The 26226-nt window shown below is 43.8% G+C and carries 24 protein-coding genes; 18 read left to right on the top strand and 6 right to left on the bottom strand.

Translation table 11 applies throughout. From position 1 onward, the window contains the following. Nucleotides 1-1002: a PstS family phosphate ABC transporter substrate-binding protein gene (locus tag VTAP4600_RS11745; protein ID WP_102523973.1), complete on the top strand. Its 1002-nt coding sequence runs from the start codon at nt 1-3 to the stop codon at nt 1000-1002. On the opposite strand, the gene ppx is transcribed toward VTAP4600_RS11745, so the two are convergent. Continuing rightward, a complete protein-coding gene (ppx, locus tag VTAP4600_RS11740) occupies nt 988-2484 on the bottom strand; it encodes an exopolyphosphatase (protein WP_102522970.1) in 1497 nt (498 codons plus the stop codon). The two genes, VTAP4600_RS11745 and ppx, sit on opposite strands and share 15 nt — an antisense overlap. Further along, complete coding sequence (gene ppk1, locus VTAP4600_RS11735) at nt 2481-4598, bottom strand: polyphosphate kinase 1 (RefSeq protein ID WP_102522969.1); 2118 nt, start codon at nt 4596-4598, stop codon at nt 2481-2483. Before ppk1 ends, ppx begins: the two co-directional genes overlap by 4 nt. 187 nt (nt 4599-4785) lie before the next feature. On the opposite strand from ppk1, the gene VTAP4600_RS11730 reads away from it, so the two are divergent. From VTAP4600_RS11730 to phoU, 4 genes are all read left to right on the top strand, one after another. Further along, nucleotides 4786-7017: an ABC transporter permease subunit gene (locus VTAP4600_RS11730; protein ID WP_102522968.1), complete on the top strand. Its 2232-nt coding sequence runs from the start codon at nt 4786-4788 to the stop codon at nt 7015-7017. Nucleotides 7018-7035: 18 nt separating this feature from the next. Then, nucleotides 7036-8694 (top strand): phosphate ABC transporter permease PstA, encoded by a 1659-nt coding sequence (pstA, locus tag VTAP4600_RS11725; protein WP_102522967.1) that lies wholly within the window; start codon nt 7036-7038, stop codon nt 8692-8694. A 2-nt stretch (nt 8695-8696) separates the two neighbouring features. Next, nucleotides 8697-9515: a phosphate ABC transporter ATP-binding protein PstB gene (pstB, locus tag VTAP4600_RS11720; protein ID WP_102522966.1), complete on the top strand. Its 819-nt coding sequence runs from the start codon at nt 8697-8699 to the stop codon at nt 9513-9515. 71 nt (nt 9516-9586) lie between these two features. After that, nucleotides 9587-10288 (top strand): phosphate signaling complex protein PhoU, encoded by a 702-nt coding sequence (gene phoU, locus VTAP4600_RS11715; protein WP_102522965.1) that lies wholly within the window; start codon nt 9587-9589, stop codon nt 10286-10288. Between the two features lie 32 nt (nt 10289-10320). Here phoU and VTAP4600_RS11710 read toward each other — a convergent pair whose 3' ends face one another. Beyond that, entirely contained in the window at nt 10321-11061 is a 741-nt protein-coding gene (locus tag VTAP4600_RS11710; protein WP_102522964.1) for a copper homeostasis protein CutC, read from the bottom strand. Between the two features lie 233 nt (nt 11062-11294). Next, nucleotides 11295-11903, bottom strand: a complete 609-nt coding sequence (locus VTAP4600_RS11705; protein WP_102522963.1) for a peroxiredoxin C — start codon at nt 11901-11903, stop codon at nt 11295-11297. Between the two features lie 186 nt (nt 11904-12089). Between VTAP4600_RS11705 and VTAP4600_RS11700 the strand changes: the two genes are divergently transcribed. Continuing rightward, nucleotides 12090-12995 carry a hydrogen peroxide-inducible genes activator gene (locus VTAP4600_RS11700; RefSeq protein WP_102522962.1) on the top strand — a complete coding sequence of 302 codons (906 nt, stop codon included), beginning with the start codon at nt 12090-12092 and terminating at the stop codon, nt 12993-12995. 53 nt (nt 12996-13048) lie between these two features. On the opposite strand, the gene VTAP4600_RS11695 is transcribed toward VTAP4600_RS11700, so the two are convergent. Continuing rightward, complete coding sequence (locus VTAP4600_RS11695; RefSeq protein WP_102522961.1) at nt 13049-13498, bottom strand: CBS domain-containing protein; 450 nt, start codon at nt 13496-13498, stop codon at nt 13049-13051. Between the two features lie 275 nt (nt 13499-13773). Between VTAP4600_RS11695 and queA the strand changes: the two genes are divergently transcribed. From queA to VTAP4600_RS11665, 6 genes are all read left to right on the top strand, one after another. Further along, the gene (gene queA / locus VTAP4600_RS11690; protein WP_102522960.1) at nt 13774-14823 is read left to right on the top strand and encodes a tRNA preQ1(34) S-adenosylmethionine ribosyltransferase-isomerase QueA; all 1050 of its coding nucleotides are present in this window, start codon (nt 13774-13776) and stop codon (nt 14821-14823) included. A 263-nt stretch (nt 14824-15086) separates the two neighbouring features. Further along, nucleotides 15087-16217: a tRNA guanosine(34) transglycosylase Tgt gene (gene tgt / locus VTAP4600_RS11685; RefSeq protein ID WP_102522959.1), complete on the top strand. Its 1131-nt coding sequence runs from the start codon at nt 15087-15089 to the stop codon at nt 16215-16217. Nucleotides 16218-16340: 123 nt separating this feature from the next. Further along, a complete protein-coding gene (gene yajC, locus VTAP4600_RS11680) occupies nt 16341-16673 on the top strand; it encodes a preprotein translocase subunit YajC (RefSeq protein ID WP_102522958.1) in 333 nt (110 codons plus the stop codon). Nucleotides 16674-16694: 21 nt separating this feature from the next. Next, on the top strand, nt 16695-18551 hold the full coding sequence (gene secD, locus VTAP4600_RS11675) for a protein translocase subunit SecD (RefSeq protein WP_102522957.1): 1857 nt from the start codon (nt 16695-16697) through the stop codon (nt 18549-18551). A 9-nt stretch (nt 18552-18560) separates the two neighbouring features. After that, a complete protein-coding gene (gene secF, locus VTAP4600_RS11670) occupies nt 18561-19508 on the top strand; it encodes a protein translocase subunit SecF (RefSeq protein ID WP_102522956.1) in 948 nt (315 codons plus the stop codon). Nucleotides 19509-19711: 203 nt separating this feature from the next. Continuing rightward, a complete protein-coding gene (locus VTAP4600_RS11665) occupies nt 19712-20992 on the top strand; it encodes a DEAD/DEAH box helicase (RefSeq protein ID WP_102522955.1) in 1281 nt (426 codons plus the stop codon). Nucleotides 20993-21171: 179 nt separating this feature from the next. Here the strand turns inward: VTAP4600_RS11665 and suhB are convergent, their stop codons facing one another. After that, the gene (gene suhB / locus VTAP4600_RS11660) at nt 21172-21975 is read right to left on the bottom strand and encodes an inositol-1-monophosphatase (RefSeq protein ID WP_102522954.1); all 804 of its coding nucleotides are present in this window, start codon (nt 21973-21975) and stop codon (nt 21172-21174) included. Between the two features lie 178 nt (nt 21976-22153). Between suhB and trmJ the strand changes: the two genes are divergently transcribed. From trmJ to hscB, 6 genes are all read left to right on the top strand, one after another. Then, nucleotides 22154-22885, top strand: a complete 732-nt coding sequence (trmJ, locus tag VTAP4600_RS11655) for a tRNA (cytosine(32)/uridine(32)-2'-O)-methyltransferase TrmJ (RefSeq protein WP_102522953.1) — start codon at nt 22154-22156, stop codon at nt 22883-22885. 113 nt (nt 22886-22998) lie between these two features. Then, nucleotides 22999-23505, top strand: coding sequence for a Fe-S cluster assembly transcriptional regulator IscR (iscR, locus tag VTAP4600_RS11650; protein WP_102522952.1), 507 nt, complete (start codon nt 22999-23001; stop codon nt 23503-23505). A 32-nt stretch (nt 23506-23537) separates the two neighbouring features. Then, the gene (locus VTAP4600_RS11645) at nt 23538-24752 is read left to right on the top strand and encodes an IscS subfamily cysteine desulfurase (RefSeq protein WP_102522951.1); all 1215 of its coding nucleotides are present in this window, start codon (nt 23538-23540) and stop codon (nt 24750-24752) included. 32 nt (nt 24753-24784) lie between these two features. Beyond that, nucleotides 24785-25168: a Fe-S cluster assembly scaffold IscU gene (iscU, locus tag VTAP4600_RS11640; RefSeq protein WP_102522950.1), complete on the top strand. Its 384-nt coding sequence runs from the start codon at nt 24785-24787 to the stop codon at nt 25166-25168. Between the two features lie 65 nt (nt 25169-25233). Further along, nucleotides 25234-25557, top strand: coding sequence for an iron-sulfur cluster assembly protein IscA (gene iscA / locus VTAP4600_RS11635; RefSeq protein WP_102522949.1), 324 nt, complete (start codon nt 25234-25236; stop codon nt 25555-25557). 142 nt (nt 25558-25699) lie between these two features. Beyond that, a complete protein-coding gene (gene hscB / locus VTAP4600_RS11630; protein ID WP_102522948.1) occupies nt 25700-26215 on the top strand; it encodes a co-chaperone HscB in 516 nt (171 codons plus the stop codon). Nucleotides 26216-26226 lie beyond the last annotated feature (11 nt).

The following is a 26226-nucleotide window of genomic DNA, read 5'->3' as shown; positions in this document are numbered from 1 at the left end:
ATGACTTTTCGTCGTTTCGTAGCCAGCAATTTTAAGGGGAGTAGCTTTCTGCTCCTCTTGGCTTTTTCAACGTTTGTTCAGGCAAACAGTCGTATTTCAGAAGAATTAGGTCTGATAGACTATAAAAAAGTGTCAGGTATTTCTGGCAATTTGACCTCAACGGGATCGGACACTCTTGGGTCAATGATGACCATGTGGGCGGATCAATTTCAAGATATTTATCCAAACATCAATGTTCAAGTTCAAGCGTTAGGTTCCTCTACAGCGGCACCAGCACTTGCAGAAGGCACGGCGCAATTTGGCCCGATGAGTCGTCCTATGCGAGCGAAAGAAGTTGAAGCATTTGAAAGAAAATATGGTTATAAACCCATCGCCTTACGGGTAGCAATAGATGCCATTGGTATTTTTGTTCATAGGGATAATCCTATAAAGGGGTTAGACTTTAAGCAAATTGACAGCATTTTTTCTAGCACGCTGAGATGCGGTGCAACATCACCAATAGAAAACTGGCAACAGATAGGGATCGAGCAAGCATGGGCAAAACGCCGTTTGCAATTGTTTGGACGCAACTCTGTCTCAGGAACCTATGGTTATTTTAAACAAAATGCTCTATGCGGTGGAGATTTTCGTCGAAACGTAAACGAACAGCCGGGCTCTGCCTCAGTTGTGCAATCCGTTGCTTCGTCTATTAACTCAATTGGGTACTCTGGTATCGGCTATCAAGTTTCTGGGGCTAAATTACTGCCCATCTCGAAACAAGGTACTGAGTACGTAGAAGCTAACCGAGGTAACGTATTATCTGGCGAGTATCCCTTGTCTCGCTTTCTCTACGTATACATTAATAAGCACCCTGGTCAGAAACTTAGCCCGTTAGAAGAACAATTTGTACGTTTTATTTTTTCTAAGCAAGGTCAATACTTGGTTGAGAAAGAAGGGTACGTGCCCGTTTCTGTTCAACTGGTCGATAGTGAATTAGCCAAACTAGGGTTAGTTGAACGTTAGTTCCCATTTCACACTGTGCCAATGTTTTTGCTCGGTGAGTAAGTCTTCATACAATAGGCGATTGTCGTCGAGCCACCCTTCCTCAGAACAACTCAATTGCCAATGCTCCTCATTAGCTAATAACTTTAATTCAGGCAGCGGTGTTTCTCTGCGTTGACCGTGGAGTAATATGGACAACCTTAAGACGCAAATAGCGGATAAAATGTGTTTGGCTTCAAATAAACTTAGTTGTGGAATGTCTTGTAGTTTTAGTGATTTACGTTGGAACCGAGTTAGAGTCGCTAGCACTAATTGCTGCTCTTGGTTGAAGCCTGGCATGTTGGTATGTTGAAGTATGTACTGCGAATGTTTGTGAAAACTCTTGAAGCTGATACTCAAGCCTACCTCATGTAACATTGCGGCCCAACCTAACAGGTTAAACAGCTCGTTGTTTTTGTTTATCTCCAACTCTGGTGCGATTTGAGAAAGAAATGTGACGGCTTGAGCTTTAACTTTATTAGCATGATTCAAGTCAACATGATGCTTGCTAGCGAGGCTTTCTGCCGTTCGCATACGAATGTCACTACGCTTAAAGCGCGCTTCCATCTCATACAAAACGCCTTCACGTAACGCGGCATTGGAATGGTGAAGATGATCAATGTTTAGCTCGTGCATTATGCTGTTAAGGATTGCGATTCCCGCTGCAAATACTGGCTTCCTTTCGGGAGTTAGTCCCGTTAGGTTAATGTTGCTTATTGTTTTAAAATCACATAGTTGATTAATCAGCTTGTTTAATCGAGTTTGTGTTATTCGCCCATCATCAAAGCCTAAGCCAATCAGGACTTCTCGAATCGCCTTGACGGTGCCAGATGAGCCCAAAGCAGCATCCCAGCCGAGCTGTTTATATTTTAAAGCGATTGGCTCAAGCTTTTGAGCAACGGCAACACTCGCCCTTAAGAAGTGGTCTTGATTGAGTTGACCATCGCCGAAGAACTGGTTAGTGAAACTGACACAGCCCATTCTTTTGCTATTGATAATATGGCTATCAAAATTCTGACCGATGATCATTTCAGTACTGCCACCGCCAATATCGATGACCAGTTTACTTTTTGATTCGATTTGAGTATGCGCAACACCGAGAAATATCAGACGACCTTCTTCGATACCTGAAATGATCTCAATAGGGAAAGGAAGAATTTTGGCCGCTCGTTTGATAAATAAATGGGCATTGTTGGCTTGACGTAATGTGTGAGTGGCGACAATGCGAACGTTATCTAATTCAAAGTCTTCTAGTCGCTCTGCAAACACCTTAAGGCAATCAAGTCCTCTTTGTATCGCTTCATTTGATAAATTGTTCTGCGGATCAAGACCTGCGGCAAGGCGAACTCTTTGCTTGTGGCGGCTGACCATTTGCAGGTCAGATCCAACGATTTTGGCCACAACCATATGGAAGCTGTTAGAACCTAGATCTATCGCGGCAATATTTCGACAACTGCTGCTCATGACTCTTCCTGTGTGTATGATTTTTTAGTCAGCTTTTCTTTTTGTTTGATGTAGTTATAAATTTGTAGTTGCGAACGGATTTTTTTCCGATTCCCTCTAGAAACATAGTCATTACTCAGCATCGCATCAATTTTTTTTGCTTTAACGGTATCGGTAAAGTGAATGTCAACGATGTCTATGATTTGCTGTTTGATATTTGGATCAAGAATAGGCGTTCCGACTTCGATTCTATGATCTAGGTTTCGGCTCATCCAATCGGCGGAGGATATGTAGACCAGTGGCTTGCCCCCATTCTCTGTGATCAACACGCGTGAATGTTCCAAAAAACGGTCGACAATACTGATCACTTGGATGTTTTCACTAACCCCCTTAATTTCGGGTATTAGCGCGCACATACCGCGAACAATGATGCGTACATTTACGCCAGCGCTGCTTGCTTCATAGAGTTTATTGATGATTTTTTTGTCGACTAAATTATTAAGCTTGAGGCTGATACCTGCTTTTTTGCCCAGCTTAATGTTAGCGATTTCATTGTCGACCAAACGATATAGCTGTTGCCGAGTATTTCTTGGAGACACGATAAGGTGATGAAATTTCACTGGGCGGTAAGGATGTTCAATGTACCCAAATACATCTTGTACTTCTTTGGTTAGATCGGCGTTGGAGGTAAACAAAGACAAATCGGTGTAGATTCTTGCGGTTTTCTCATGGAAATTGCCAGTACCAATATGAGCGTAACGGACAATTTTATCCGCCTCTCGCCGGGTAACTAACAATAACTTGGCATGAATTTTTAAACCAGTGGCACCGAAAATAACCTTTACTCCAGCATCGGTTAGCACTCGTGACCATTCAATATTGGCTTCTTCATCAAAACGCGCCTGTAGCTCAATGACTACGGTGACTTGTTTGCCATTGTTCACAGCATCAATCAAAGAATTGAGCAGTTTTGAGTTTTTAGCCACACGATAAACGTTGATCTTGATGGCTACGACTTTTGGGTCAAATGACGCTTGGCGGACAAACTCTGTTGTGTGATCAAAGGCGTGGTAAGGGTAATGGAGCAGGATGTCTTGGTAACTGATGGCATCAAAGGAATTGATGAAGTGATCAAAGTCTGCATTTCTGATTGGTGTCAGAGGTTTGTTTTCCAAATATCCGCGGCCCACGTTAGGGAAGTGAATGAAGTCTTTAAAGTTGTGGTAACGGCCACCGGGTATCAAACTGTCGTAATTGGAGAGTTGTAGCTTTTTACTTAAGAATGAGAGCATAGCCTGAGGCATTTCCCTTTCATAAACAAAGCGCACTGGCATGGCCGTTAAACGTTGATTCAAGCCTTCCGACATTTGTTCGAGAATGCCGTGCTCATCTTCGGTATTTAAATCGTACTCGGCATCTCGGGTTACTTTCATCGCATAGCAATGCAGTGATTGATATTCGAAGAAGCCTCGGAATAGGTCATCTAGGCAATACCGAATAATATTATCGAGCAGGATTATGGTCTTACGTTTTTCTCCTTTTTGCTCCGGCATGATGATGAATCGTGGTAAATGCTCTGTAGGGATCTCGACCAAAGCGTATTGAGTGTGTTGCTCTTTTTCTAAGGCGTCGCTAGACAATTCAACACTTAGGTAGGCACATTCATCTTTTAGAAACTGCAGAACATCAATATCATCATTCATCAATTGTGGTGCGATATGAGGCAGAACTTCGTGATGGAAAAATTTGCGAACCCATTTTTTCTGCTTGTCATTGAGTTGAGTTTCGTTGACTAGGAATATGCCTCTGCGAGCCATCTCTAGTAATAGGTCACTGTAGAGTTCATCGAAGGCGTGATTGAGAGTTAGGGCTTTCTCTTGCATTTTGGCAAGCAGTTGTTCTGAGTCATCGACGGTGCCTTGCTCCTGATTGATAACAATGCGACGTTTAATATCTGAAAAGCGAACTTTATAAAACTCATCCAAGTTATTAGAAAAGATGCCCAGAAAACGAATGCGCTCTATGAGAGGCACATTTTTATCAGCGGCTTCTTGCAACACTCGCTCGTTAAATGATAGCCAGCTGAGTTCTTTTTCTGTAAAGAGCTTTTCCGAAGATAGCTTGTCTGCGTTCATACAATATCCATTAATGAGTACGATTTTCCAATTACTTGGAGAGCCCAGAGTTCTAATCACAGTATATTTCAGTTCTTGGTCTTAAGGGGAAGATTAAGTAAATTTCAGTTATTTAGCGTATCGTTGTAATATTTATGTCACCTAACTGACATAATATGGCAGCGACTAAAAATAGGATTTAGGTGGGATGTCCCAAGTGGAATTTACATTACAACAACGCGATAGAGTTAGGCAGATGAAAGACAGTCTGGCTCGTTATGCTGTGACGATTGGCGGCGTTGGAGTTTTGTTTGCACTGGCTCTTATTTTTTTCTATCTAGTGATGATGGTTCTGCCGATTTTTTCAGGAGCAAAAATTGAACAAAGCGGTGGGCAAGCGGTTACTTTAGCTAGCGACCCTTACGCTATTAGTGTTGATAACTACGGTCAGCACGCGTTTATCGCCACTCAAAATGGTCAGATCTATTTTCTCGATTTAGTCGATGGTACAAACGAAGTTACCAAAGGGACTGCGCCATCTCCACAACTCCAATTTCAATTGCCAAGCACGCCGACCTCCTTCTATAAAATGCCAGCGAGCAGTGGCTGGTTAGCTTATGCTGATGCCTTAGGTCGTGTGACGGCGCTTCAGCCTGAGTTTTCTGTCGACTTTTCTTCACAAGGGAAGAGTGTGGCAGCCAAGATCCGACATTACCGTTCTCAACCTATTTTGCTGGAACCAGAAGGAAAAGCAATCACTCAGCTGGCTGTCACTATTGATGCTCGAAGGGCTGTATTTGCTGGTCTTAATACTGATCACAAGCTATTCATTCATACCGAAACAAAAACACCGAGTAATGCGGAAACAAAGGTCACTACGCAAGCATTTGAGCAGCCCATTACCGATGTAATTACGATGCAGATGACGCCGGATGGTCGGTTTCTCTATATCTTAACGTCGACGGAACTACTGGTCGCAAAAAATCAGCAAGGGACATTTTCGATTAGGGAAGCGGTAGATGTGTCGCTTGGCGAGTCGAGATCTGACGCTATCGGAATGACATTATTGGCAGGGGCACAATCACTGCTGATTCAGCATCAAGATGGTGCGGTGTCTCAGTGGTTTGATGTATTAGAAAACAAAGTTAGGCAACTTACTTTTATCCGTGATTTTGAATTTGAACAGCCAAGTAAGTTGATTACCTCTGATTATTATCGGAAAGGCTTTTATGCCTTCTCCGCCGAAGGAGAGATCACTAATTATCAAACGACCAGTAAAGAACGATCTTTTTCGCAGTTCATATCGACTTCAGCGCCAAGTGTCGTCGCAATCTCAAGCAATGAAAATGTCTTATTGTCTTATCGTGATGGACGAATTGACCGCTTTCAGGTTGATAACTCACATCCAGAAGTTTCGTTTTCTTCATTATGGAATCGAGTTTGGTACGAAGGCTATCCAGAACCTCAATTTGTTTGGCAATCAACCTCTGCAAATGATGATTTTGAGGCTAAGTTAAGTTTGGTACCGATAGCTTTTGGTACGATTAAAGCGGCCTTTTTCGCGATGGTATTTGCTGTTCCTGTTGCGGTGCTTGCCGCCATATATACCGCGTATTTTATGTCGCCCCCTATGCGTCGGGTCGTGAAGCCGGCTATTGAAATAATGGAAGCGTTACCGACGGTTATCATCGGATTTTTAGCGGGTTTATGGTTTGCCCCGATAGTAGAAAATCACTTGCCCGCGATCATGGCACTGCTTGTACTGCTCCCGGCATCGACCATTTTAACCGCGTGGTTTTGGCATTTAATGCCAGAACAATGGCTGAGTAAGATGCCTAACGGCTGGCACGGTATTATTCTGATTCCCGTCTTAATATTAGTTAGCTGGCTTGCCATTCATTATAGCTCTGCGATTGAAATTGCTTGGTTTGGTGGCGATATGCGGGTATTTCTTGCGGAGATTGGTATTGATTATGATCAGCGCAATGCACTGGTGGTTGGTTTAGCGATGGGCTTTGCTGTGATCCCAACTATTTTCACTATTTCAGAAGATGCGATCTTTTCGGTGCCAAAGCACTTATCCGATGGTTCATTGGCCTTAGGAGCTACACAATGGCAAACCTTGATATACGTAGTACTACTGACCGCGAGCCCAGGTATATTTTCAGCCATTATGATGGGGCTAGGTCGAGCCGTCGGTGAAACGATGATCGTTTTGATGGCAACAGGCAATACACCGGTTATGGACTGGAATATATTCGAAGGTATGCGCAGTTTAGCCGCAACCATTGCCATTGAAATGCCAGAATCGGAAGTGGCGAGCACGCATTACCGTTTGCTTTTTTTGGCGGCGTTAATTTTGTTCGTATTTACGTTTTTGGTGAACTCTGTGGCTGAATGGGTTAGACAACGATTGAGAGATAAATACAGTGCGCTTTGAGTTAGTGGGTGTGGGTAAGTGACTAGATGGTTTAAATCCGGGGCTCCATGGATATGGCTGACTTCCGGTGCAGTAAGCATTAGCTTAATTTCGGTGCTTGGGATTCTACTTTTAATCGGTTGGAAGGGACTCGCTTACTTTTGGCCTGCGCCACTATATCAATGGCAAGGTAGTGAGCACGGTAGCGCTAATAGCATCATTGTTGGTCAATTGTACCAAGCGGAAACGGTGTCGGTTGAGCGCCTGTTAGCCAGGGATATTCCGCTTTCTAAATCCGCATTAGATGCCGGTGAAGTTGAACGACTGAATATAAAGATCGCCAATCGAGAACGAAACCAAGCCGATTTTATCTCTTTATTAGCGGACGGACTTTCTGATCCGACCCAACCGATAGATTGGGCGGTCATAGAGCGAGAACATAATGGTGATTTTTTCGGTCAGCCAATGGGTTATGGCATCGATACCCAGTTGTCATATCATCAACTTCAGCCTTTATTGAGAGCTGGAACTGAGCGGGTTGAGTTAATACGTAAAGAAATCGATAACATCAGTGAGAACCAGTTACGAGGCTACAGTGCTTCAGTTGAAGCGCTCCGTTTAGAGCGTCGCAAGCATGTGCTCAACGACACATTAACTGAGGAGCGACAAAGCGCCTATGAAAGCCAAACTGCGCGGATTATTGCATTATCTGAGATGGCGGAAGAAAACCTGTCGTTATTGCGCCGGGAGCTTAGAGAAGAAATCCTGATAGTGAAAGACATGCACGGTGACCTCATTGAACTGCCAATGAGCGAAGTACTCGATGTGTGGTATCCAAACCGAATGAACACGTTGGAAAAACTCGGTCATTGGGTGGTTCAGTTAGGTAAGTTCTTGTCAGACTCCCCACGAGAAGGAAATTCCGAAGGCGGCGTATTTCCTGCAATTTTTGGTACGGTCTTTCTGGTCATGGTTATGTCGATAGTCGTCATGCCATTGGGCGTTGTAGCTGCGATTTACCTTAACGAATACGCAAAGAATAATGCATTAACGCGCATGATTAGAATCGCGGTAATTAACTTAGCAGGGGTTCCATCCATTGTATACGGCGTGTTTGGTTTAGGGTTCTTTGTTTATACTATCGGTGGGACGCTGGATTCGTTGTTCTATTCAGAAAGTTTGCCAACACCTACATTTGGTACACCGGGACTATTGTGGTCTGCATTGACCTTAGCCTTGCTAACTCTGCCTGTGGTGATAGTTGCGACAGAGGAGGGGTTAACTCGAATCCCAAGTTCTGTTCGTCAGGGATCTCTCGCATTGGGTGCAACTCAGCTTGAAACCTTATTACGAATTGTCATTCCTATGGCAAGCCCTGCCATTATGACGGGGTTGATCTTAGCGGTTGCTAGGGCGGCGGGAGAGGTCGCTCCACTGATGTTGGTCGGCGTGGTAAAATTAGCACCAACACTGCCGATTGATAGCCAATTTCCATTTGTGCACTTGGATAGAAAATTTATGCACTTGGGTTTTCATATCTATGATGTGGGCTTTCAAACCCCCAACATTGAAGCCGCGAGACCGTTGGTTTATGCGACCTCGTTTTTGTTGGTTACGGTGATTGTTGGATTGAATTTAACCGCTATTGGTATCCGAAATAACTTACGAGAAAAATACCGAACGTTGGGGCAAGATTAAGTATGTTTTCGATTAATTCTACTTTGGGTTTTGAAGCACCGTTAGATGTACATAACCTAACGAAAAAACAAACAGCATTTGAGATAAATGGTTTGAATTTACATTACCAAGAGACTCAAGCGCTGTTTGATATATCGATGCGTATACCCAAAGGACAGGTTACGGCCTTCATCGGACCATCCGGTTGCGGCAAGTCGACGCTTTTACGCTGTATGAATCGAATGAATGATTTGGTGGAAGGGTGTTCTATTTCCGGTGAAGTTAAACTGCATGAGCAAAACATTTACGCGTCAAAAGTGGATGTGCCTACTTTAAGGCGTCGGGTGGGTATGGTGTTCCAACGACCCAATCCATTTCCAAAGTCTATTTACGAAAACACGATTTACGGATTAAGGCTGCAAGGCATTACTAACAGTCGAGATTTAGATGATGCAGCAGAACAAGCGCTGCGTTCAGCCGCATTGTGGGATGAAGTTAAAGACCGCTTACATGAAAATGCGTTTGGTTTATCGGGTGGGCAGCAGCAACGCTTAGTGATCGCTCGAGCCATTGCTATTGAGCCTGAGGTGTTGTTATTGGATGAGCCGACATCGGCATTGGATCCTATTTCAACATTGACGATTGAAGAATTGATCAGTGAGCTTAAAACGCAATACACCGTTGTTATTGTTACTCATAATATGCAACAAGCCGCTCGAGTGAGTGATCATACTGCCTTTATTCACTTGGGGCGTTTGGTTGAATACAGCGATACAGATTCCATATTCACTTCGCCTTTAAAAAAGCAAACCGAAGATTACATTACTGGCCGATACGGCTAAAAGCTGAGGATAAATATATACCAGCTATCATCTCCTATAATTAAAGCGTCAGTAAAATAAGGAAACCCTTCATGCAATTTGGTCGTCACATATCAGGTCAATTCAATGTCGAGCTAGAAACTATTCGTACTCATGTCTTAACCATGGGTGGGCTGGTGGAGCAACAACTGTCGTTTGCAATGCAAGCGCTGAGCAAGCAAGACGAAGACCTAGCCAACAAGGTGATCAAAGACGACCACAAAGTAAATGGCATGGAAGTATTCATTGATGAGGCGTGCACGAGAATCATCGCTAAACGACAGCCAACGGCAAAAGATCTACGCCTAATCATGGCGATCATAAAAACCATTACCGACCTTGAAAGAATTGGGGATGTTGCCACTCGAATTGCTCGAGTCGCGATAGAGTCTGACTTGTCTAAAGACAGAGCATGGCAGGTTTCTTTGGAGCCATTAAGTCGCCAAGCTATCAACATGCTTCATCAAGTGTTGGATGCTTTTGCTCGTATGGATGTCGATGCGGCCGCTGTGGTATACAAGCAAGATGATAAACTTGATGCTGAGTACGAAGCGGTTATTCGCCAATTGATGACGTACATGATGGAAGACCCACGTTGTATTCCTAATGTACTTCAGGTCATGTGGGCAGCAAGAGCCATTGAGCGTGTTGGAGATCGTTGTCAGAATATCTGTGAGTATATTATCTATTTTGTAAAAGGCAGAGATGTACGGCATTTAAGCAGTGAACAAGACATCGACGACGTAATCAAATAACCCGATTAGACTACATCGCCAGTTCAATGTGATTACTTTGCTAGTTGATTAGCGACCGCACGAATTTTGTCACTGCTCGTCACCGGAATAGCATAGTCATCTATATCAGCGTTACCCATGTGTGTGCCATTAGCTTTATTTTTCATGCCACTGAGACGTGTGGACTTACCTGAAAGGTGCACTTCGGTAACGCCGGTGTTGGTTAGAATTGTTGTTACGTTTTCTGCAGTGACACCCGCACCAGCCATTATGCTGAGCTTACCTTGGCAATGTTGAACCATGTCTTTCAATGTTTGAATACCATCAAGGGCATTTGCTTGTAGACCTGATGTGAGTACCCGCTCACAACCAAGTGACATGATTGCATTGAGTGCAGCGATAGGATCCGCTGACTGATCTATCGCTCGGTGAAATGTCACCCCCATACCCTCTGCTTCTGCGATTAGCCTTTGGCTTAATGCCACATCGACTTCACCCGTTTCGGTTAGCACCCCAATAACAATGCCATTTAATCCCGCTTGTTTTGCCGCTCGAACGTCATCTAGCATGCATTCAATATCAAGATCATTAAACAGGAAGTCACCTTGGCGTGGACGAATCATGGCATAGACAGGAACAGAGGAAAATTTCGCAGCTTGGCGCATTAAGCCATAGCTTGGTGTTAAGCCACCTAATGCTAATGACGAACACAGTTCAATGCGAGTCGCGCCACCCTCAATCGCAAGAGCGAGAGACTCAAGATTATCGATACAAACTTCTAGTTGAATAGCCATTATATTTCCTTAGGGAGGGGAACAGTGGTTTATCATAGCAACAGTTTATGGACGTTGTGCAAGTGTTAAGTCAAGGATGTTGCGGTTAACGAGGTACAAAAAAAGCCCACAACCTGAGTTGTGGGCTTTTCAATTTGGCTAACTACGACTATCTATTTGGCTGATTGCGATTTTTCGCTATATTTTTAATTCCAGCCACACATACCGTTGAGCTTGGTATGGAGTAGTGGCAATTATTTATCTAGGTCTGCAGTGTGCTCAGAAAGGTAAGCAGAAACACCTGTTGGTGACGCGTCCATACCTGACTTGCCTTCTTCCCACTGTGCAGGACAAACTTCACCATTCTTCTCGTGGAAGTTTAGTGCGTCAACCATACGTAGCATTTCATCAATGTTACGGCCTAGTGGAAGGTCGTTTACTACTTGGTGACGTACAAGGCCGTCAGCATCAATTAGGAAAGAACCACGGAAAGCAACGCCTGCTTCTGGGTGCTCTACATCGTACGCTTTGCAGATTTCGTGCTTAACGTCAGCGATTAGAGGGTATTTAACTTGGCCGATACCGCCGTCTTCAACAGCAGTGTTACGCCATGCGTTGTGCGAGAATTGTGAATCGATAGAAACACCGATTACTTCAACGCCTTTCGCTTGGAAATCTTCGAAACGCTTGTCAAAAGCAATAAGCTCTGACGGGCAAACGAATGTGAAGTCTAGAGGGTAGAAGAATACAACTGCTTTCTTGCCTTTAGTGTATTCAGCAAAGTTAAAGCTATCAACGATCTCACCGTTACCAAGAACTGCTGCTGCAGTGAAATCTGGGGCTTGACGACCTACTAGTACCATTTTTTCGCTCCTAAAAATCGAGTTGTTACAAACCTTTTTGGTTTGTTCCGTGTTTCAACGAGACAAACTATAGTACATATCGTAGTATGAAAAAAAGCGAAATAAATAGATTAAGTCTATCGAAAAAAACGATGAATCGTTTTGATGGGCTAATGATTAAATCATTAATAAATATTGATAATTATTATGAATAAATGGCCAAGCCTAAAACAGCTGCACTATCTGGTTACTTTACATGAAACTCGTCATTTCAGTGATGCAGCTCAGCGCTGCTTTGTCAGTCAATCGACACTCAGCAAAGGCATTCAAAATCTAGAAGAGATGATCGGCAGCCCACTCTATGAAAAGAAAGATAAGAAGAGCCCGTTGGTGTTTACTCTTTTGGGTGAAAAAGTAGTAGAACAAGGCCGAGAGCTACTTGCAAAAGGGCAAGATCTAGTTGAATTAGGTTCACTATTTCAAGGTGAAGTGATGCAAGGACAGTTGCGTGTGGGGTGTATTCCTACCATAGCGCCGTTCTTATTATGTGACTTGGTACAAGAAGTGAATCAACGATTCCCAAACCTTAATCTCTTGTTACGAGAAGACACGACCACTAATTTACTTCAAGCATTACGCCATGGTGATTTGGACGTATTGATATTGGCTTTGCCTGTTGATATAGGCAATATGGAAAGTCTGGTCGTTGGTTCAGACCCATTTAGAATGGTCATAAGTCAAAGTGAAACGAACAATATACGCGTACCGATCCGTTACGATGAATTACCCGACGAGTATGTATTCTTATTAGAAAATGAGCATTGCTTAACTGAACATGCGGTATCGGCTTGTAAACTGACGAAAAAAGAAAAAATCAATCCATTTACAGCAACCAGTCTTCATACACTCGTGCAGATGGTAGCCAATGGTTTGGGTACGACCTTTATCCCACAAATGGCCATTGAGCACGGGATTTTAGACAATCAAAACCTGGTTGTGATTGATCCTCCCGGGCAAAATGCATATCGAGAAATCGGGTTAGTATGGCGACCAAGCTCATCTCGTCTTGAAACCTTCCATAAATTGGCAGATGTGGTATCGGAACTTTTGTAGTGGCCGATATACACATCGCATGAGAGCCTAAGCGCGACGATTAAGTCTAAACGTCAGTCAAAATCAGTGATTTCGTCGGGCTCGACTTCTTCTTGTAACTCAAGCAAGTTAATTGCAATTGAGACGAAGTCTGTATCCGTGATGATGCCGACTAATAGCCCGTGATCAAGAACGGGTAAACAGCCTACTTTGTGTTTTTGCATGTAGACGGCGCTTTCCTTTAGCCCTGCTTTTGGCGAGGCCGTCATGATTCCTTGCGCCATCACTTTTTCAAGCGGAGTTGTCAGAGTATAGGAAGAGGAAGTGGCATCCTTTTCTAGGATAGATTCTTGAATTGCTAGAATATCTCGCTGAGTGACTAAGCCCAATAGCTTGTTATCGGTATCGACCACAGGAACGTGGCGAATGTCGTGTTCAGACATCAAATTTTTAGCATCTTGTAGTGAGTTTGACCGCAAAAGTGTACGAGGGTTGCGAGTCATCATGTCTTTGATTTTGATCATCTCGACCTCCATTGATAGCCATCTATCAAGTGTTGTGAAGTTCTCGTTTAACTATAGTTTTATATTCTGTTTTTATCTGAGAGATAGCGCGTCTTTGTCATTAATTTTTCTAGGTTTGTGTTACATAACATGACATTAAAACGCACTGATTTATTGCCCCCTAAAATCATGAAGATCTGTTTACAATAAACTCTTGCTCAACCCTTGCTATTGCTTGGGGGAGTTTTATACTAGCGAGCTGCGTATTTCTAAGTCACTTTTTAAAGATCATGAGCATGCAAGTATCCGATTTCCATTTTGAACTACCGAACGAGTTGATAGCTCGTTATCCGCAACCTGAGCGTACTGCGAGTCGCCTTTTACAGTTAGAAGGCCCAACAGGCCAAATAACGGATGGTCACTTCACAGACGTACTGGATCAAGTCCAGCAAGGCGACTTATTGGTATTTAACAACACCCGAGTTATTCCTGCTCGTATGTTTGGTCGTAAAGCCTCAGGCGGTAAGCTAGAAGTGCTGGTGGAGCGAATGCTGGATGAAGAGTCGATTCTAGCTCATGTTCGTTGTTCTAAGTCCCCGAAGCCGGGTACGGAACTTTTTCTTGGCGAAAATGACGAATATAAAGCCGTTATGGTTGCTAGGCACGATGCACTTTTTGAAATTAAATTTGTGTCGGATAAAACGGTATTAGAGATATTAAATGAAGTAGGCCACATGCCACTTCCTCCTTATATCGATCGCCCAGACGAAGACGCCGACAAAGAGCGCTACCAAACGGTATATAACCAAAAGCCAGGTGCGGTTGCCGCTCCCACGGCGGGTTTGCACTTTGATGAAGCGTTGCTTGAGCAAATCAAAGCCAAAGGCGTTGAATTCGCTTACGTTACTTTGCATGTTGGCGCAGGCACATTTCAGCCTGTAAAAGTAGACAACATTAACGATCACCACATGCATGCAGAATACGTCGAAGTACCACAAGAAGTGGTTGACGCGATTGCAGCTACTCGCGCACGCGGTGGACGCATTATTGCTGTTGGCACAACTTCGGTTCGATCGCTAGAAAGTGCTGCTCAAGACGCGCTTAAAAAAGGCACTGAGTTAGTCCCTTTCTTCGGCGATACCGAGATCTTTATTTTTCCGGGTTACGAATACCAGTTGGTGGATTGCTTAATTACTAATTTCCACCTTCCTGAGTCAACATTGATCATGCTCGTCAGCGCATTTGCTGGGTATGATAGTGTGATGGCCGCGTATCAACACGCAGTAGACAATCAATATCGCTTCTTTAGTTATGGCGATGCGATGTTTATTACGAAAAAGGTTTAAAAGGCTAAAGGCAGAAGGCGAAAGGGTGTAGGCTCTAAAGCCCAAAGCCCAAAGCCCAAAGCCCAAAGCCCAGAGCCCAGAGCCCAGAGCCTAGTTCCTAGAACTCTAAAATTTACTTTTCACTCAAGGAGCCAGTGAAATTTCGGGTAAGGATAACCCAACTATTCCTTGTTTTATGGGGATAGCGGTGCGCGATAAGCAGTGGCTTATTAGTGCGAATCAAAATAATGGTCAGATTGTTTCTCTGGCCGCTTGGAGGCTTCGTGAAGTTAAAATACGAACTTAAGAAAAAAAATGGCAACGCTCGTCGTGGTCAACTTACATTTGAACGCGGTACAGTACAAACACCAGCATTTATGCCAGTGGGTACGTACGGTACAGTAAAAGGCATGACGCCAGAAGAAGTGAAAGGTACTGGTGCAGAAATTCTGCTTGGTAACACTTTCCACCTATGGTTACGTCCTGGCCAAGAAATCATGAAATTGCACGGTGACTTGCACGACTTCATGAACTGGAAAGGCCCAATCCTGACCGATTCAGGTGGTTTCCAAGTATTTAGCTTAGGTGCTACGCGTAAAATCACCGAAGAAGGTGTGCATTTCCGTAACCCAGTGAATGGCGATAAAGTCTTCATGGATGCTGAAAAATCAATGCAGATCCAATACGACTTAGGTTCAGACGTTGTTATGATCTTCGACGAGTGTACGCCATACCCAGCGACACACGATGAAGCTAAAAAATCGATGGAAATGTCGCTTCGTTGGGCTCAACGTAGCCGTGACGAATTTGATCGCCAAGAGAACCAAAATTCTTTGTTTGGTATTATCCAAGGCGGTGTGTACGAAGACTTGCGTGATGTGTCTGTAAAAGGTCTGACCGATATCGGCTTTGATGGATACGCAGTTGGTGGTTTGGCAGTAGGCGAACCTAAAGAAGACATGCACAGAATCCTTGAGCATACGTGCCCACAAATACCTGAAGATAAGCCTCGTTACCTAATGGGCGTAGGCAAACCAGAAGACTTGGTTGAAGGTGTTCGACGTGGAATTGATATGTTCGATTGCGTAATGCCAACTCGAAATGCCCGTAATGGTCACCTATTTGTGACTGGCGGTGTGATCAAGATCCGTAATGCGAAACATAAAATGGATACAACGCCACTAGATCCGCATTGTGACTGTTACACTTGTCAAAATTACTCAAAGTCGTATTTACATCACTTAGACCGTTGTAATGAAATCTTAGGAGCTCGCTTGAACACTATTCATAACCTACGTTATTACCAACGTGTTATGGAAGGTATTCGTACGGCGATTGATGAAGATCGCTTTGATGAATATGTGGAAGAGTTCTACGCACTTCGCGATAGAGAAGTACCGCCACTGAGTAAGTAATTTTTCCAAAGTAGCAATGTTTTCGCTGCTGCTCAGGAAGATGAGTCACCTTAGCCTTGAAATTTAGGTGGCTCAGCCCAATAAGTTAACTATTAATACAATAAAATTAGAGGACAATTCTCAATGAGTTTAATTTCTGTAGCGCACGCAGCAGGTGAAGGCGCAGCACCAGGTGGCGGTTTCGAAATGATCATCATGCTAGGTATGTTTGCTGTAATCTTTTACTTCATGATTTACCGCCCGCAAGCTAAGCGTGCAAAAGATCATAAAAACCTAATGGCAGGAATGGCTAAAGGTGATGAAGTTCTGACTAACGGTGGTCTAGTTGGTAAGATCGTTAAGATTTCTGAAGAGAATGATTACGTATCTATCGAGCTGAACCCAAACAACGAAGTAGTTATCAAGAAAGATTTCGTTACTGCAGTGCTGCCTAAAGGTACGCTGAAGTCTCTATAAGACAGCAAAAGGATCCTCGCTGTGCTAAACCGTTACCCATTATGGAAGTACCTAATGGTGGTGTTTGCCATTGCCATCAGTGCATTGTATGCGCTTCCGAATATCTACGGTGAAGATCCGGCTATTCAAATTACTGGGGCACGTGGTGCCTCAGTTGATATGTCAACGCTGGATACTGTCACTGCCGCTCTCGAAAAAGAGCAACTCTCTTATAAATCCATCGCGCTTGAAGATGGCTCCGTCCTTGTTCGCTTTAGCGAAACCGATACCCAACTTACTGCCCGAGACATTATCAATGACTCTTTAGGTAGTGATGCAATCGTTGCTTTAAACCTCGCTGCTGCGACACCTAGCTGGTTAGAAGCCATTGGTGCTGCACCAATGAAACTTGGTTTGGATTTGCGTGGTGGTGTTCACTTCTTAATGGAAGTTGACATGGACTCGGCGATGGACAAGCTAGTCGGTCAGCAAGAAGAAGCCTTCCGTACGGAACTGCGTGAAGAGCGAATTCGTTACCGTTCTATCCGCAAGTCAGGCACTGAAGGTGTCGAAGTTGTGCTTCGTGATGAAGAACAACTAGCACAAGCGGTGAAAACGCTATCGACTAATCATCCCGATATGATCTTTAGCGAAGAAAATGCTAATGGCCGTTTCGTGGTTAAAGCCGTATTTACAGAAGCTCGCTTACAAGAAATTCGCAACTACGCTGTTGAGCAAAATATTACTATTTTGCGTAACCGTGTAAACGAATTGGGTGTTGCAGAACCTCTAGTACAACGTCAAGGTGCAAGCCGCATTGTGGTTGAGCTTCCAGGTGTTCAAGACACGGCACGTGCTAAAGAAATTCTTGGTGCAACCGCAACGTTAGAATTCCGTGAAGTTGACGATAAAGCCGATTTAGCGGCTGCTGCGCAAGGTCGTGTACCTGCGGGTAGTGAAGTTAAAAAAGATCGTAATGATCGTCCTGTTGTATTGAAGAAGCGCGTTATTTTAGGCGGTTCAAGCATTACGGATGCAAGTTCAAGTGTTGATGAATACGGTCGACCTCAAGTAAATATCTCGCTTGATAGCGAAGGTGGCTCGAAGATGTCAGCGTTCTCTAGAAAGAACATTGGCAAGTTAATGGCTACGGTATTTGCCGAGTACAAAGACAGCGGTCGTCGTACTCCTGAAGGCAAGGTTATCCTGAATAAACACGAAGAAGTCATCAACCAAGCGACGATTCAGTCAGCTCTTGGTCGTAGCTTCCGTATTACAGGTATCGATTCTGTTTCAGAAGCGCACAACCTAGCACTATTACTGCGTGCTGGTGCCTTGATCGCTCCGATTTCTATCGTTGAAGAACGTACGATTGGCCCATCAATGGGGCAACAGAATATCGATATGGGTATCCAAGCATGTTTGTTTGGCCTCGCCGCGGTTATGTTGTTCTGTCTGGTTTACTACCGTAAATTCGGTATCTTTGCCAACATGGCACTGTTTGCGAATATCATCATGATTATCGGTGTTATGTCGATGATCCCTGGTGCGACAATGACGCTTCCTGGTATCGCAGGTATCGTATTGACGGTCGGTATGGCGGTAGATGCCAACGTATTGATATTCGAGCGTATCCGTGAAGAGCTCCGCGATGGACGAAATCCACAGCAGGCTATTCACCAAGGTTACGCGAATGCATTCAGCACCATTGCCGATGCCAATATCACCACACTTATCACTGCAATCATCTTGTTTGCGGTTGGTACGGGTGCGATTAAAGGCTTCGCCGTTACACTGTCTATCGGTATCTTAACGTCTATGTTTACAGCCATCATTGGTACACGTTGTGTCGTGAACCTGCTTTACGGTGGTAAACGCATTGATAAATTGTCGATCTAAGGAAATCAGATGTTTCAGATATTGAAAACACACAACACGATCGACTTCATGCGTTGGTCAAAAGGTGCCTTCTTACTTTCTTTGATTATGGTCGGTGCTGCTGTCTTCACTCTTTCAACAAAATGGTTGAACTGGGGTCTAGACTTTACTGGCGGAACATTGATTGAAGTGGGCTTTGATCGCCCTGCTGATCTAGAGCTGGTACGTGAGTCTCTCGATGCGAGAGGTTTCGGTGATGCAACGGTACAGAACTTTGGTTCTTCTCGTGATGTATTAGTTCGCTTACGTCCTCGTGATGACATGAAAGGTGAGCAACTGGGTAACCAGATCCTGAATGCATTAAAAGAGGGAACGGGCGAAAGCATTGAGATGCGCCGTATCGAGTTTGTTGGTCCTAACGTAGGTGACGAACTCACAGAAGCGGGTGGCCTAGCCATCATCGTTTCACTGCTGTGTATCTTGTTGTATGTGTCGGTACGTTTTGAATGGCGTTTGGCGGCAGGTGCTGTAATGGCATTGGCCCATGATGTCATCATTACTCTTGGTATCTTCTCATTGCTAGAGATTGAAGTTGACCTGACCATCGTTGCTGCATTGCTGACGGTTGTGGGTTACTCGCTCAACGATACCATTGTAGTCTTTGACCGGATCCGTGAAAACTTCCGTAAGATGCGCAAAGGTGAACCAAGTGAAGTGATGAACAACTCCATCACTCAAACGCTTAGTCGTACGTTGATCACTTCTGGTACCACATTATTCGTTGTTATCTCTCTGTTCACACAGGGCGGCGCAATGATCCACGGTTTTGCAACTGCATTACTATTGGGTATTACCGTTGGTACTTATTCTTCAATTTACGTAGCGTCAGCACTCGCGCTGAAACTGGGTATCGAGCGTGAACACTTGATGCCAACGCAAGTTGAAAAAGAAGGCGAAGAGTTCGAAGAGACGCCGTAATGGTTTTATGCCATTGACTCAAAAAAAACCGCTGACGAGTCAGCGGTTTTTTTATGGGCGGAAGGTTATTACGCGAGAAGCCATCGTTAGTTACTTATTGTTAATTAGCTACAATGGTATTAGTGCAGATATTACTCTATAATCTGCGACCTTATTTTTGGTAATACTGTTGATGGTATTCGCCGCTAGCTTTAGGAACACACATGTCATTTTCATCTCAACACTTTTCATCAGAAATTGTCCAAGCTCTTACTGAATGTGGCTACGAAAAGTTAACGCCAATCCAACAGCAGGCTATCCCACACGCTCGTCGTGGCCATGATATCCTGGCTAATGCACAAACAGGTACGGGTAAAACCGCCGCGTTTGCACTGCCGATCATCCAGCAAATCTTGGATAAACCTCAAACAAGTAAACGCCACCAAGCTCGTGCGCTGATTTTGGCTCCAACTCGTGAATTAGTTGCTCAAATTGCGCAAAATATCGAAGACTACACTAAATACGCAGAAGTCAGTGTTGCTGCTATTTATGGTGGTGTAAAAATGTCATCTCAAGAACGCAAACTAGAAGCGGGAACTGACATTTTGGTTGCAACACCAGGGCGTTTAATCGAACACATTGAGTCGAATAACGTCTCTTTGGTTAACCTAGAGTTTCTCGTGTTTGATGAAGCCGACCGTATGCTCGATATGGGATTTATCTCGTCGATAGAAACCTTGATGAGTGGCGTTGCTTCAAAACCACAAACCATGCTGTTCTCTGCAACTTTTTCAGCTCAAATGAATCAATTAGCAACTCAGATTTTACGTCAGCCTAAACGTATTTCCGTTGACCGCGAAAACGTAACCGCTGAGACGGTTGCTCATGTTGTATATCCAGTTGATCAAGAGCGTAAGCATGAGTTGTTGTCTGAGTTGATTGGTAAGAAAAACTGGCAACAAGTTTTGGTGTTTGTTAACTATAAAGAAACCGCTAATACCTTATTAAAAGAACTCAAACTAGATGGCATTAAAGCGGTGTTGTGTCATGGCGACAAAGCACAAAGTGCTCGCCGTCGTGCATTGGATGAGTTTAAAGAAGGAAAAGCACGCGTGATGATCGCAACCGATGTTGCAGCTCGTGGTCTTGATATTCAAAACCTGCCACACGTGGTGAATTTTGATATGCCATTCTTAGCGGAAGATTACGTACACCGAATTGGTCGTACAGGTCGTGCGGGTCAACGAGGCCATGCAGTATCATTTGTTAGCCGTGAAGAAGAGTTAACAGTACAGCAAGTTGAGATCTTGATTGGTCACCGTATTCACCGTGTTGAACTCACGGGGTACGAGCCTGCTAACCGTGATGCGCTATTACAGAAAATGCATTCAAAGCCTGCATTTAAGAATCGTAAAACTCGTACTAATAACCCGAGTGATTCAAACCAGGGTTCTGCTGAACGCAGTTTACGTCTACGCAATATGCTGAATAAAAGAAGTAAATAAAAGGCACTAGCCAGAAAAAGCGATAGGACGAAAGAAAGCTTTCTATGGGCTAAAAGCTAAGGAAAGCATCACGCCTATCGCCTTGTGCCTTCCGCCTTATCTTTTTCTTCCCCATAAACAAAAAGACCCAGCTCAATGAGCTGGGTCTTTTTTTAATTCTTTCTAATCGAAAGCAAACATTACTTCATGATTGCTTCGTTGCCGTTTTCACGGATGCACTTAAGAATTGCTTTTACGCCACGTGGGCTTGAGCCTACTACGTTACCTGATTTCAGGTAATTAGTGCCGCCAGCGAAGTCCGTTAGGATTGCGCCAGATTCACGAGCGATAAGCTCACCAGCTGCCATGCTCCAAGGCTTAAGACCAAGCTCGAAGTAACCGTCAACGCGGCCAGCAGAAAGGTAACATAAATCCAGAGATGTAGAGCCAGTACGACGGAAATCAGCACAGGTAACAAATAGAGCAGATAGAATCTTCATGTAAGATTCAGAGTGCTGCTTTTGTTTGAATGGGAAACCCGTCGCTAGAATAGTACCGTCTAGATCTTTAAGTTGTTTAACACGAAGGCGAGCATTGTTTAGCTGAGCGCCGGCACCGCGTTGAGCAGTGAACAATTCGTTTAACATTGGATCGTAAACACACGCTACTTCTGTTTTGCCTTTTAGGCGAACAGCGATAGACACTGAAAAGTGTGGGATACCTTTTACAAAGTTAGTCGTGCCATCCAGAGGGTCTATGATCCATTGAACGTCAGTATCTTTACCTTCGATAAGACCGCTTTCTCTTGCAACAATACTGTGCTCTGGGTAAGAGCTTTTGATTGTATCGATGATAAGAGCTTCTGCTTCTTGATCTACATTAGTTACAAACTCATTGTAACCTTTTTGAGTAGTTTCAATTTTATCAGTGTTTTCTAGTGATTTAGCAATGTGATTGCCTGCTTTTCGCGCAGCGCGAATAGCAATATTAAGCATAGGATGCATAAAATTTTCCCAACGGATGTTAAAGAACGATAAAGCGGCCGCGAGTATAACAGAGATTAACTAAAAGGGAAGTGGTTATTTTTTGAACTTTCAAATCAGAACATAGGAAGCAAGCGCAGTCTTTTTCTATTGGCTATGGTACTATTTCGCCGTTTGAAATTAGGTGGTGTAGTTAAGCATGTTAGACAATGTAAAGGTCGTTCTAGTTGGAACTTCGCATTCAGGTAATATTGGTAGTGCAGCTCGTGCAATGAAAGTCATGGGGCTAACCAATATGGTATTAGTTGATCCGCAATGTGAAGTTGATGCTCAAACTGTAGCATTAGCGGCTGGTGCGAGTGACATCGCCTTGAATGCGACGATTGTAGGCACGTTAGAAGAAGCGGTAGCTGATTGCGGTTTGGTTGTCGGTTCAAGTGCTCGTTCACGTACTCTAGAGTGGCCGATGCTAGAACCTCGAGAGTGTGGTGAGAAATTTGCCATCGAAGGAGAATCGCATCCAGTAGCACTTGTGTTTGGTCGTGAGCGTACAGGCCTTACCAATGAAGAGCTGCAAACTTGTCACTATCATGTCTGCATTCCTGCAAATCCTGAATATAGCTCGCTCAACTTAGCGATGGCGGTGCAAACCTTATCGTATGAAATTCGAGTTGCTCATTTGGCAAAACTTGAAAGCCAGTATGCAGAAAAAACCGAATTGGATTACCCACGTCACAAAGAACTCGAGATGTTCTACGAACACCTTGAAAAAGTGATCATTAAAACCCAGTTTATAGATCAGGATAATCCCGGCCAGGTAATGAATAAGATTAAGCGCTTATTTAGCCGTGCGAGACCTGAAAAACAAGAACTGAACATTTTGCGCGGTATTTTGACCTCGGTTGAAAATCAAGATTTGCATAGAAAATAACCTCTTTTAGTGAAGGGGTAAATACCTGACTATTTTAGTCAAACAAATACTTGACTAAAATAGTCAGGTATGGAAAAATCTAATCCACATACTTAAAGTGGATACCGTGTGATATGAGACTTACATCTAAAGGACGATATGCAGTAACTGCGATGTTAGACGTTGCACTGCATTCGCAACAAAACCCAGTACCATTGGCTGATATCTCTGAGCGTCAAGGGATCTCTCTTTCTTATTTAGAGCAGCTTTTTTCTAAGCTTCGTAAGGCTGGACTTGTTTCAAGTGTACGTGGTCCAGGTGGTGGTTACCGTTTAGGTGTTGCTCCACACGATATTGCTGTTGGCATGGTGATTGCCGCAGTCGACGAATCCGTTGATGCAACTAAGTGTCATGGTAAGGGCGATTGCCAAGGTGGCACTCGTTGCCTAACGCATACATTGTGGCGCGATTTAAGTACAAGAATTAGTGGCTTCCTTAATAACATCACTCTCGGTGAGTTGATGGTTGATAACGAAGTGCTTGAAATTTCTGATCGTCAGGACATTGATCTGACGGTCAATCATGGGTTTGGACAAAAAACTACAAGCGCCGCTCCCATCGGTGCCAATGCTCGCTCATAGTTAGCGGCAATGTCTGTACATTGGAGTAATAAATGAAACTGCCTATATATTTTGACTACTCAGCTACTTGCCCAGTTGATCCGCGTGTTGCTGAAAAAATGGTTCAGTATATGACGATGGATGGTACTTTTGGTAACCCAGCATCGCGATCTCATCGCTACGGCTGGCAGGCAGAAGAAGCAGTAGACACGGCACGTGAGCAAATTGCAGATTTGCTTAACGCAGACCCAAGAGAAATCGTTTTTACATCTGGCGCAACAGAGTCAGACAACCTTGCTATTAAAGGCGCAGCTCGCTTCTACAGCAAGAAAGGTAAGCACATTATTACCTGTAAAACAGAGCATAAAGCGGTTCTTGATCCTTGCCGTCAACTTGAGCGCGAAGGGTTTGAAGTAACTTACCTAGAGCCAGAAAGCAACGGTATTATTGATTTAGCAAAATTAGAAGCTGCAATGCGTGAAGACACCGTATTAGTTTCTATTATGCATGTAAATAACGAAATTGGTGTTATCCAAGACGTCGCGACTATCGGTGAATTGTGTCGCTCACGTAAAATCGTTTTTCATGTGGATGCAGCGCAAAGTGCGGGTAAAATCCCAGTAGACGTACAAGAGATGAAAATTGATCTTATCTCTATGTCAGCACATAAGATGTACGGACCGAAAGGTATTGGTGCATTGTATGTTCGCCGTAAACCGCGTATTCGCTTAGAAGCACAAATGCACGGTGGCGGTCATGAGCGTGGTTTCCGTTCTGGCACACTACCTACTCACCAAATCGTGGGTATGGGTGAAGCTTGTCGCATTGCTAAAGAAGAAATGCAGTTTGACCAGCAACATGCGAAAACACTACGTGACCGCATGCTAAAAGGCTTAGACGGTATGGAAGCGCTAACCATCAATGGTGACTTAGAGCAACGTACTGCAACCAACTTAAACATCAGCTTTGCTTTTGTTGAAGGTGAGTCTTTGCTTATGGCACTTAAAGATTTAGCTGTTTCATCAGGTTCTGCATGTACATCAGCAAGCCTTGAGCCATCATATGTACTTCGTGCATTAGGCCTAAATGATGAATTAGCACACAGTTCTGTTCGTTTTTCTTTTGGTCGCTTTACGACAGCAGAAGAAATCGACTACGCCGTTGAGCAAATTCGCGTAGCGGTAGATAAATTACGCGACATGTCTCCTCTATGGGATATGTACAAGGAAGGGGTTGATTTGGACACGGTTGAGTGGGCTCATCACTAATTCCCCAAAGTAGAGGATTCGAGGTATAAATTATGGCTTATAGTGAAAAAGTAATCGATCATTACGAAAACCCACGCAACGTTGGTTCTTTTGATAAAGAAGATCCTTCAATCGGTAGCGGCATGGTTGGCGCGCCAGCATGTGGTGATGTAATGAAGCTACAAATCAAAGTATCTCCAGAAGGCATCATTGAAGACGCTAAGTTTAAAACATACGGTTGCGGCAGTGCGATAGCATCAAGCTCGCTAGTGACTGAATGGGTTAAAGGTAAAAGCATTGATGAAGCGGCTGAGATCAAGAACTCAGAAATTGCAGACGAACTAGAACTGCCACCAGTTAAGGTTCACTGTTCAATTTTGGCAGAAGACGCAATTAAAGCGGCAGTTTCTGACTACAAAAAAAAGCATCAAGCATAATAAATTGAGCCAATATTATATTGGCTCATGATTTATAGACATTAAGATAAGCTAAAGGTTGTACGATGGCCATCACGATGACAGATGCGGCAGCAGGCCGTGTTCGCTCTTTCATAGAAAACCGCGGTAAAGGGCTTGGCCTTCGGCTTGGCGTGAAAACGACGGGCTGTTCTGGAATGGCGTATGTTCTTGAATTTGTCGATGAGTTGGACGAAGGTGATCAAATGTTTGAACACGATGGTGTGAATATCATTATCGATGCGAAAAGCTTGGTTTACCTAGACGGTACCGAACTCGACTTCGTAAAAGAAGGGCTTAATGAAGGTTTTGAATTCAACAACCCTAACGCGAAGAGCGAATGTGGTTGTGGTGAAAGCTTCAACGTATAGCCAATATGAGCCGATGAGAAGCGCAGTTTGACTGCGTTTCTTTATTTCTAGCTCACGGTTTAGTTTGTAGTCATTGTTGAACGCCTTTCCCATTGCTACTATCACACTCCAATATCGCCTCACTCTGGTTGAGAATACACCAATGAATCATTTCGAATTGTTCGGCTTGCCAACTCAGTTTAATCTGGACGCAGCTCATCTATCTGCTCAGTTTCGAGAGCTACAAAAGCGCTTTCATCCAGACAAATACGCAACGGCGTCAGAGCGCGACCGTTTATTAGCGGTGCAAAAAGCAGCACAAATAAATGATGCTTATCAGGTATTAAAACAGCCTATATCTCGAGCAGAGTATTTGTTATCTGAATTGGGCGTTGATATTCGAAACGAACAAAATACTATGCAAGATCCTGCTTTCTTAATGGAACAGATGGAATTGCGTGAAGAGTTGGAACAGATAGAGACAAGCTCGGAACCTGAATCGAAGTTATTCGATTTTGAGCAGACCGTCGGTAAGATGTATAAGTCGCATTTAGCAGCGTTACAACAGGCATTAGCAGATAAGCAGCTTGACCAAGCGGCAAGCGGGATCCGAAAGCTAAAATTTATAGCCAAACTTAATAACGAAGTTGAGCAGCTCGAAGATCGCTTGCTCGGTTAATAAAGGAATTT

It is taken from the genome of Vibrio tapetis subsp. tapetis (genome assembly GCF_900233005.1).
Taxonomy (GTDB): Bacteria; Pseudomonadota; Gammaproteobacteria; order Enterobacterales; family Vibrionaceae; genus Vibrio; species Vibrio tapetis.
The sequence above is the reverse complement of the archived record's forward strand: the minus strand, read 5'-3'. Positions and strand labels throughout refer to the sequence as shown.